The sequence below is a fragment of the Micromonospora sp. DT62 genome (genome assembly GCF_049847285.1).
GTDB lineage: Bacteria > Actinomycetota > Actinomycetes > Mycobacteriales > Micromonosporaceae > Micromonospora > Micromonospora reichwaldensis.
This window is the reverse complement of record NZ_JBNCOB010000041.1, coordinates 20490-28209: the sequence shown is the minus strand read 5'-3', so window position 1 is coordinate 28209 and position 7720 is coordinate 20490. Positions and strand designations below refer to the sequence as shown.

Below are 7720 nucleotides of genomic sequence, written 5' to 3'. Positions count from 1 at the left end.
CGCCACGACGCCGCCCGGCCACCAGGCCAGACGGCGTGTCATCCAACACCGTGAACGTTCGTGCTCAGGGCACTAGCCGGCCCGGTGGAGGCCGAGGTGCTCGGGCCTACTCGCCGATGAACACATAACTCAGCCGATCGACAAGCTCGCCGGGCAGCCGTACGCCCTCGCCGTCCGCCCGCTCGGCGACCTGCCGGGACACCACGGCGGGAACCGCTACCTGGCCGAGGATGGTTCGCACCGCCAGCTCCACCGGCAGGTATCGGCTGTCCATCAGGGTCACCGTCCGATACGCGCAGAAGGGCGCGGCGTCCGCGTTCAGCTGGACGATTGCCGGCAGTTGATCCCAGTCGGCCGGCAGCGGCTCGCCGTCCGGCAGCCGGTAGGGCTGGGTGACCGACCCGCCCCGGTGCCGCAGGACGCCCAGCCGGGTCATCTGCCAGACCGAGGCGAGCAGCGCGCAGGCCCACACCCGGCCTTGCGTCTCGTCGGACCACAGCTCGATGTCGACGAAGATGGAGTGCCGGGGGTCACCTGACTGCACCGGCGGGGACCACGGCGCCGGCAGGGTCATCGCCGGCGCGCCGGCGTGGCTCGGTGAGCGCCTACCGTTGGACAGCCACCCGGCTTCGCTCAACGGCGGGCGACTCCCGGTGGTATGCCGAGGTGGCTCGACCACGAGGGTGTCCACCACCAGCTGCGCCAGTTCCACCTCGTCGTACCGGGCGAGGCTGGACTCCCGGGCCACGTAGTCCAACTCGAGGTCGTGCGCCGCCGCGGCCCGCTGGACCTGCGGTATCACCTCGTGAGGGCTGCCGAACCGGTGGAAGTAGTCGTCCACCAGGAAGCAGGTGCTGATCCGGGGACGCCGGCCGGGCCGCAGTCCCCGCCGGGCCAGCGCCGGGATCGCCTGAGCCCAGTCTGCGATCCGCTCGAACTTGCGAGCCAGTTCCCGGCCCCCGTCGCCGAAGTCCTCCGCGTAGATGTGCCCCAGTTCGACCGAAAGGTGTGAGTAGGCCACGCTCTCCGTGCGACGCACCGCCGCCGCCTCCTGGAAACTGACATCCATGGCTCTCACACGGTCTCCCACGTGGTGTGGTCGAAGAGCTTTTCCGTCAGCGCGACGAAGGCCTCCACGGTATCCGCGTTGGCGATCTTGCTTTGCACATCGTGATCCGAGATGAGCTGCTCCCGCCACTGCAACAGGGGATCCAGCGGAACAGTGCCGAGCAGCGCGGTACGTCCCGTGCCCCGCCGGCGGGCCAGCTCGGACAGTTCCTCGTCGCACCTGCGTAGGAAGACCTGCTGCGCGAGGTCGAGATGCCTCACCTCAGGGCCGTGCGGATTGATCACGGCGGTACGCACGAACCGCAGCGACTCCCGGAGCCGGTCCGGCTCGTGGCCGTACTCCTTGCCCATCGCGACGATCCCGCCAGCCTCGAAGGCCAGATCGGCGGCCGCCGTGACGTGCTGTGGGGTCCACCGGTGGAAGACCACCCACCGGGCGGTCACCTTCCGCAGCGCCGGTGTGGCGGTGGCGGCCAATGCAAGCTGGCTGGCGTAGGATCGGCCAGCGCTCAGATCCACCAGGGTGAGATCGAACTCCTCCTCAAGTCGGAGGAACAGCTCGGCGCAGCGCTTGGCGATGTCGTTGGTGAAGCCGAAGTCGCTACCGTTGCGCTGGCCGGGCAGCACCACCAGTTGACCGGAGCCGGTCGGACGCCGTCGCATGCTCGGCCGCTTGAACGCGCCCCAGGCGTCCAGCTGCGCTGGCGCCGGGATCTCCCCGCGCAGGTACTGGTGCAGGCCGCCGCCGTCGGGCCCGGTGCCCGCCAGCCCGTTGGTCGCCTCCGGAATCTGAAACGTGATTCCGGCGGTCGGCGAGCCGAAGTCGTAGTCCAAGTAGCAGGTCGGCCGGCCGGACAGCGCGCTGCGGTAGGCGATGTTCGCTCCAGTCACGGAGCGCCCGGTGCCACCCATCGGGGATGTCACGAAAACCAGCATGCAGAACCCCTCGCTCGCCTGTCGTTGCGCGGTGGCGATGTCGTTGAGGATCGGCAGCAGGCTGAAGGTAAGGGAGGAGGCCCGGTGATGTCTGGGCCGTTCTTCAGCGGGGTAAGGGGGTGCCGGGCGCCGGCTGCCGGGGTGCCGGCCTCGTCGGTGTACGTGTCGAGGTATTCGCTCATCACCCGGACCAGGTGGCGGGGAATCTCGATGGCGCCACCGTCGGTGCGGTGCGGATCTCCTGGGGACACCACCGGCACGTTGGAGACTGTCAGCAGCAGCGTCAGGAGCTGCTCGGCGTCGCTGACGGAGTTGGCCTCACTTCGGCCGCCCCGTGGCCACTCACCGTTCTGCCAGCAACTACGCACGGTCGCGGGCCAGACGTCGGGGATCTCCTGCCGTGGCGTCATGCGCATAACCAACCGTCATCCGCTCTGGTCATCGAACGGGTGCCCCTCGGGCAGATCCGGACCGTCGATCGCATTGAACCCGGGCCCGTGCCGACCTGACACGGTCATCGCCGGTTGTGGGTACGGCCGGTGACCAGGAGCATGCTGAGGTCCTCTTCCCGCAGCGGTGGCTCAGCCCGTACCTCGTGGAGGGCCAGGTCGTACGCGCCGGCTCCGACCGTGGCAGCCACATTGTCAGGCCGTAACGTCACAGCCGGGAAATGGTGCCCGCCGACGCTGTAACCCTGAGAGCCGAGCATGAAGGCCGCGGCAAAGGGCGACCCAGGTCGCAATGCGCCAAGGAACCGACCGACTGCGTGCTCGAATTCCGCACTGTCCGAGGAAATCGAGCACGCGACGAAGAACATCGTTCCCGCGTCCCAGCTCCGCGCCGGTAGGTCGAAGACGCTCATCCTCCGCACCCGGCCCACCTGCGCCAGACGGCGCCGCGGATCGGCCACCGCTGAGTACGCCGGCTGCTCCGCGCACACCCGCCAGAAGGGGTCCCAGGATGCGTCGTAGCCGTCGAGTTGGGAACGTAGCCAGCCAACGTTGGCGGCGGACCATTCGCACAGGTCGAGGTTCTCCGCGAACGGCAGCATGGCCAGCGCCGGGTAGAGGTTCGCTCCCGAACCCGCATCTAGGCAGTGCGCGTCGGACAGATCCGCCGCAACGAAGAAGTCGCGGAGATGGCGCAGGATTTCCCGGTCATCAGTACGCAGTGTCACGTAGTTCGACCGCAGGTACGACCACGGATCGAAGGTATCCCAGTCGATCTCCGAGTTGCGCCTGAGGCCGGACCGGTCCTGCGACGGTCCGGCAGGCTCCGACTGGCACGCAGAGCCGTCCACGGGGGTCGATGCCATACGCATGCCTCCACGACTGGCCGATTCTCCAGCCGGCTGTCCGATACCGGAAGTCTCGATGCCAACTTTGTATCGGACGCGGTAGCGCAGCGCAAGGAAAGCGGTCGCACCGCCACGGTGACCCGCCGACGGTCGACGCCGCCCCCCGCCGCGTCGACCGACACCAGCAACCGCCCACGTGAGGATCGTTTTGTCTGAACGTGAGGAGGGGTGAGCAGCCGCCGTGGATCGTCTCGGACGAACTCCGGGCCGAGATCGCACCGCTGCTGCCACCCCGTCCGCCCGGCGGCATCAATTCCCGGGCCGCAAGCCTCTCGATGACCGCAAGGTGTTGTGCGGGATTCTGTTCGTGCTCTACACCGCGATCCCGTGGGAGTGCCTGCCCCAGGAGCTTGGGTTCGGTTCAGGGATGACCTGCTGGCGCAGGTTGCGGGACTGGAACGACGCCGGGGTCCAGCAAGCCGAGGCGGCGCTCCTGGCGGCCAGTGGCTCTCGAGCCTGGGGAGCAGGTGGCGCAACATGATTTTGTGTTGTGTGCGCGGTGTGTGCTCTTTAGGGGATGCCAGCCCGGGTGAACCGGTGCCAACGCGGGTCACTGCGGCGACCGCCGGTCGCAACCCGCGGTTCGTGTGCTCGGGGTGTGGTCCTGGGCTGGGCGAACGGGGGTCCGGGTGACGTGGGTGAACGTGGGCCACTCCCTGCCACCCCAGGTGAACCCGTAGGTCGCTAGACTAGGCCCTCGCGCCCTCGTAGCTCAGGGGATAGAGCATCGGTTTCCTAAGACGACGCTCTATCTGTATCCAGAGGCTGATTACCTGCGGGTTCCTATTCTGTTTTTACGTTAGTAGGTCGCACATGCGCGTTGCTGTGCTCGCTTGCCGAAGATCAGCAGAACAGGCGTAAGTCCTGCTCAGGCCGCGCCTCTGTCGGTTCGACGCGTCCTTGCCGGGATCCGGTGAAGTTGTCGCGCCGCGTCAATTTACGGTGCCGCGAGAGCGTGGGCCAGCAGCATGGCGAGTTTGGCTGCGCGTGCCGGATGATGATGACCGACCCAGAGAACTCGTCCGATGAGGTATTGAGCGAAGTCGGGGTGGCCGTTCCGGTTCTGCGAGGCGAGGCCGGTGCGGGCGGCGTTGTGGAGGATGGCGCGGAGCCGGTCGTATTCGTCGCGTGGTGTGGCGGGGTGGTGGTTGACGACGAGTCCGGCGAGGAGTTGCCGGTCGGCTCGGCCGCGGACGCGGGTCTTGGTTGGGTGGACTTGGAAGCCTTCGTCGCGGGCGATGTCGGTGACGGCGGCGATCAGGTCGTGGGTGCGGCGGGTGGTGAGGTCGCCGGAGAAGGCGAGGTCGTCGGCGTACCGGATGTAGGTGATCTCGAAGGCCTTGGCGAGGCCGGTGAGGCGTCGGTCGAGTCGGTAGGCGCACAGGTTGGCCAGTGCGGGCGAGGTGGGAGCGCCTTGTGGCAGGTGGCCGGTGCGCAGCGCGGCGAGCCGGGCCGCCCGGTGCGGTAGGTCGGTGGGTGCCCGGCGGAGGACGGGGGACGGGGTGCGGGTGGTGCAGAGTCCGGTGAGGGTGTGGGCGACGGGTTCGGGGTAGCCGGCGGTGCGGAACAGGCTGTGGACGCGGGTGGCGGGGATGTGGGTGAAGAAGGCGAGCAGGTCGATCCGGACGACGACCGGCTGCGCGGTGTGGGCGGCGGCGAAGGTGTGCGCGGAGCGGCCGGGTACGAAGCCGTGCGCGGCGAGGTGGACCGGGATGGAGCCGAGGACCTCGGTGAGGAGCCGGCGTTGCAGGGCGCGGAGCCGAGACTTCGGTGCCTCGATCAGCCGACCGTGGTCGGTCCACCGGTAGTGGTAGTGGTGCAGCCGGTGAGCGGTGGCGCACCGGTTCATGGCCCGTCGGTCGGCGTACCAGTCGAGGTGTTCGATGCTCAGGTCGAGCATCGCGGCCAGGTCGCCGACGGTGTGGATGACGGGGGTGTGCCAGGGGCGGCGGACGGTGCGGGTCGGTGCCACGGGCCGCGCGCGGATGACTATCGGCCGGTCGTGCTGGCGGGCGACGACGGCTGCCGTGCGTAGCGGGTCCAGAGTGGTGAGGAAGGCAGCCAGCTCACGGGGCCGGTCGCGTGGTGGGTGGGGATAGGCGACCAGCGCTGCGTCGGCGACCGGCCACAGCCATCGCCGCCGGACCCCGAGGACGAGCCCACCCTGGTCGACGAGATCGGCGCGGCGCCAGCCGTCGCCGGCGAGGAACGCGTCGGCGAGCGCGGTGGCGAGGGCGTGGATGGTGGTCACGGCCAAGCCGGGATGGATGGCGGTGTGTCCCGACGATGCCCGGTCGTGCGGGTGCACAGGCTCGCGGAGCGTGCCGACGCACCTGTGGTGTAGTGCCGAGGCGAGTGTGACGTCCCCGGGGTTGCCCCGGAGAGACCGTGACCGCGCCCCGCCTGGGGGAGCGGCCTGGTCAGCTCGGGACACGCTGCCATCCGTGCAGCGTAGCTGCCGTTGCCGCCGGCGTTGCTTATGCCGCATAAGGCTCGCCGCCCCGAACTCTCCGTCCTCCCTGACCGGCAGTCTTCGGAACAGCGGTGGCGATGTCGTCAGAGATCAGCGGGTTGCGCAGCTCGGGAACCTGCACCCGGCGGTTTTCAGCGTGCCGCCGACATCCTGCTGAAGCCCCCCGCCGAGCCCGCCTCATTGCAGGTGGAACCTCTCGTTTACGGCGAGGGCCGCGAGCTGCTGCACGGAGAACGGCAGCGTGGTCAGGCCCGGCCGTTCGTCATCGAGGTTCGCGCCCTGTGCGACGAATACCACCACGCCGTCCGGGTGCCGGTAGGCCGCCCACTGGTCGAACCGGTCGTCGCGGCCGGGTCGGATTACCACGCCGACCTGCGCCGCTGCGACGGTCTCCACCTGGCACTCACCCTGCATGCTCCAGAACTGGCGGGCTAGCGCGCACGGCTCGGCCGGTAGCTGATTGCCCGCGGTGTGCACCTCGACGAGCAAAGGCCCCATCCGCTCACCTGTGGCCAGTGCGGCCGAGGACATGTAACCCCACACGTCGACACCGTTGACCTTGTCCTCGAACTGCGCCTGGTGCGTCCGCAGCGGCATCTGGTCAGCGGGCTGGTTCGCCGGGTTCTCCGGCGCGGTGTAACCGGCGGGCACGACGGAGATGATCTCGTCGAGTAGCCGGATTCCCTGGTCGTATCTGGAGCCTGCTCGCGCGGTACGGTCCTCCTGCGGGTGGCCGTCCGGTCCGGTCGGCCACGGCTGGGCGGTGTCCTTCGATGACGGAGGCGGGGCGGCCTGCGGCGCCGGACCTGCTGGGCTGTGGCCGCCGGCATCGGGGGTGAACATCGTTGCGGCGCCAGCGACCGCCAGAATCGTCGCCGCCGATCCGGCGCAGGCCCACAGGGTTCGGCGGCGGCTGCGTGCGCGTCGGGCGGTGCGCAGCGTGGCGGTCGTAGCCATCGGTGGCGGCGGGGTGCTGGTCGCCATCTCGCTACGTAGCGTCTCGCGCAGGTCGTCCTCGTTCATCGTCTTCCCTTCTCGATCCCGCTGTGGGTGGGTGACAGGAGGCCCCGCAGCATGTCCAAGCCGCGGGAGGCCTGGCTTTTCACCGATCCGGGCGAGCAATCCAGCAGTGCCGCGGTTGCCTCGACTGACAGGTCCTCCCAGTACCGGAGAACCAGGACGGCCCGCTGGTGTGGCGGTACGGCGGCCAGTGCCTGGAGCATCACTAACTGGTTCTCTGGCGAGTCGGGCGGTGCCGGTCGCTCGGTGTCGTCCCCGCCCACCCGCTCCCGCCGCCACCAGCCGCGGCGCCGCTCGTCGGGGAAGGTCCGGATCAGGATCTGGCGCACGTAGGCGTCCAGCACCTCATGGCGCGAGACCCGGCTCCAAGCCAGGTAGAGCTCGGTGAACGCGGTCTGAACCAAGTCCTCCGCCCGGTGCCAGCCGCCGCAGAGCAGATACACGGTGCCACGCATTGCGTCCGACCTCGCCGCGAAATACTCTGCGAACGCCGCGTCGCGATCACCCATCCAGGCCTCCGATCCCCGATTCGAGATAGTCACGTAAAGTCCGGCGCCCAGGGTTGCTCCTGGGAGGGAATTTCTCCGTGCCGCCAGGTCTGGCCGGACGCGGGAGACGGAGCGATGCCAGGCAGGGCGCCTTGAGCGCATGCTGTGAGAGATGAAGGTTCACCCGGCGTAGCCCCGGACAGGCTGGCCAAGGTGGGAAACGGCCGTGATCAGCGCGGACAAGCTGCCCCGCATGCAGCCTAATGAGTGACTTCCTGACAGAGGTGCCTTTCGCGCCATACTGCCTAGCTGCGTCAGAATCTCGCGGCACGCGGCTCCTGTCAGAGAACCGTTTCGCCGAGTGATGCGTCCTAACCT

Annotated in this window: 6 protein-coding genes and 1 pseudogene; 1 reads left to right on the top strand and 6 read right to left on the bottom strand. The window is 68.8% G+C overall.

Going from position 1 to position 7720, the window contains the following annotated elements:
• Window positions 1-106: 106 nt before the first annotated feature.
• The 3 genes from ACPXCB_RS30655 to ACPXCB_RS30645 all read right to left on the bottom strand — a co-directional run bounded on the left by ACPXCB_RS30655 (window position 107) and on the right by ACPXCB_RS30645 (window position 3319).
• The gene (locus ACPXCB_RS30655) at window positions 107-1069 is read right to left on the bottom strand and encodes an SCO2522 family protein (protein ID WP_425879511.1); all 963 of its coding nucleotides are present in this window, start codon (window positions 1067-1069) and stop codon (window positions 107-109) included.
• Window positions 1070-1074: 5 nt separating this feature from the next.
• Complete coding sequence (locus ACPXCB_RS30650) at window positions 1075-2004, bottom strand: SCO2523 family variant P-loop protein (RefSeq protein ID WP_425879508.1); 930 nt, start codon at window positions 2002-2004, stop codon at window positions 1075-1077.
• A 514-nt stretch (window positions 2005-2518) separates the two neighbouring features.
• Window positions 2519-3319, bottom strand: coding sequence for an SCO2525 family SAM-dependent methyltransferase (locus ACPXCB_RS30645; protein WP_425879506.1), 801 nt, complete (start codon window positions 3317-3319; stop codon window positions 2519-2521).
• Window positions 3320-3573: 254 nt separating this feature from the next.
• Between ACPXCB_RS30645 and ACPXCB_RS30640 the strand changes: the two are divergent.
• Window positions 3574-3797 (top strand): annotated as a pseudogene (locus ACPXCB_RS30640) (transposase); the annotation flags it as partial.
• 501 nt (window positions 3798-4298) lie between these two features.
• Here the strand turns inward: ACPXCB_RS30640 and ACPXCB_RS30635 are convergent.
• The 3 genes from ACPXCB_RS30635 to ACPXCB_RS30625 form a co-directional block, all read right to left on the bottom strand.
• Window positions 4299-5612 carry a reverse transcriptase family protein gene (locus tag ACPXCB_RS30635; protein ID WP_425879504.1) on the bottom strand — a complete coding sequence of 438 codons (1314 nt, stop codon included), beginning with the start codon at window positions 5610-5612 and terminating at the stop codon, window positions 4299-4301.
• Between the two features lie 399 nt (window positions 5613-6011).
• Window positions 6012-6857 carry a hypothetical protein gene (locus tag ACPXCB_RS30630; protein WP_425879502.1) on the bottom strand — a complete coding sequence of 282 codons (846 nt, stop codon included), beginning with the start codon at window positions 6855-6857 and terminating at the stop codon, window positions 6012-6014.
• Window positions 6854-7363, bottom strand: a complete 510-nt coding sequence (locus ACPXCB_RS30625) for a SigE family RNA polymerase sigma factor (protein WP_425879501.1) — start codon at window positions 7361-7363, stop codon at window positions 6854-6856. The genes ACPXCB_RS30630 and ACPXCB_RS30625 overlap by 4 nt, the downstream gene beginning before the upstream one ends.
• Between the last annotated feature and the right edge of the window lie 357 nt (window positions 7364-7720).